Origin of the sequence: Bacillus sp. K2I17, from assembly GCF_002209985.1 — a bacterium.
GTDB lineage: Bacteria > Bacillota > Bacilli > Bacillales > Bacillaceae_G > Bacillus_A > Bacillus_A wiedmannii.
Genome location: NZ_NJGF01000120.1, coordinates 1 through 1449, shown reverse-complemented (window position 1 = coordinate 1449; position 1449 = coordinate 1). Strand labels below are relative to the sequence as shown.

Genomic DNA, 1449 nt, shown 5'->3' with positions numbered 1-1449 from the left:
AGTGAACCGCACCCAATTTGTTAGACACTTAATTAACAATTGGAGGTGCGGTTTTATTATGTCTAGAAAATATACATTTGAGATAAAGAAAAATGCTGTTGAACATTATTTAAATACAAATGATTCGTTTAAAGTGACAGCCAGAAAATATCAAGTGAGCTATACTTTACTAAAAGAATGGGTGGCACGTTCTAAAAAACAAGGGATAGAATCCTTAAATTCTAAATTTACAAGATACGATGTTCGATTTAAAATGGAAGTATTAAATTATATGAACAATACCGGAGCTTCGCCCCTACAAGCTGCAGCTATGTTTAATATTCCATCGCCTAAAACTATTAGGAAATGGCGGACAATACTAGAATCACAGGGAATAGAAGCTCTTCGTAAGACAAGTAAGGGGTATTCTACTGTGAAGAAAAAGAAAGCTATTGCGCCTAGACAAAAACAAGATAAGAACTCTCAAAACGATTTACAATCAGAGATTGAATATTTACGAATGGAAAATGCTTATTTAAAAAAGTTACACGCCTTAATTCAAGAGAAAGAGAAATTACAGAGAAAGACAAAGCGTACATAATATTTGAGTTAAGGCATGAATATAAAATTATGGACTTGATTAGAATGGCTAAAATTGCCCGTAGTACGTATTATTACTGGGTGAAGCAAATGGATCGAGAAGATAAATATAAAGACGTTAAAGAAGCAATTAAACAGATTTTTCATGAACATCAAGGACGATACGGATATAGACGTATCACTCTAGAATTGCATAATAAGGGCTATAGGATTAATCATAAAACTGTCCTTCGTTTGATGAATCAATTAGGGTTAAAATCGTTGGTAAGAATCTCTAAATACCGCTCATATCGTGGGAAAGTTGGGAAAGTGGCACCTAATGTCTTGAAGCGAGATTTCAAGGCCTCTCGCCCTAATGAAAAGTGGGTTACAGACGTTACTGAAGTTCACTTATTTGGTGAAAAACTCTATTTATCTCCTATTCTAGATTTGTTTAACGGTGAAATTATTTCTTATAATATTGAGAAACGTCCTACTTTCCTTTTAGTTGAAAGGATGTTAGATCAGGCATTAAAACGTTTGAATAAAGAAGATACTCTTATTCTGCATTCAGATCAGGGGTGGCACTATCAAATGGACAAATACCAGCATACTTTAAAAGAACATAATATAATTCAAAGTATGTCCCGTAAGGGAAATTGCTTAGATAATGCAGTCATAGAAAATTTCTTTGGCTTATTAAAGTCTGAATTACTTTACCTTAAAGAATTTGAAAGTATGGAACACTTTAAAATAGAATTAGAAAATTATATTCATTACTATAACCATAAAAGAATTAAAACAAAATTAAAAGGATTGCCCCCTGTACAATACAGAGTTCAATCCTTATTAGCTGCTTAAATATGTGTCCAACTTTTTGGGTCCCGTTCA

The 1449-nt window shown here is 32.8% G+C and carries 1 protein-coding gene; it reads left to right on the top strand.

Annotated features, from left to right (window positions below; genetic code table 11):
* The first annotated feature begins 58 nt into the window (after positions 1 to 58).
* Positions 59 to 1419 (top strand): IS3 family transposase gene (locus CER22_RS30995; protein WP_088610503.1). Its coding sequence is split into 2 segments (ribosomal slippage): positions 59 to 515 and positions 515 to 1419, totalling 1362 coding nucleotides; the frame shifts between segments, so codons are not numbered across the junction.
* Positions 1420 to 1449 lie beyond the last annotated feature (30 nt).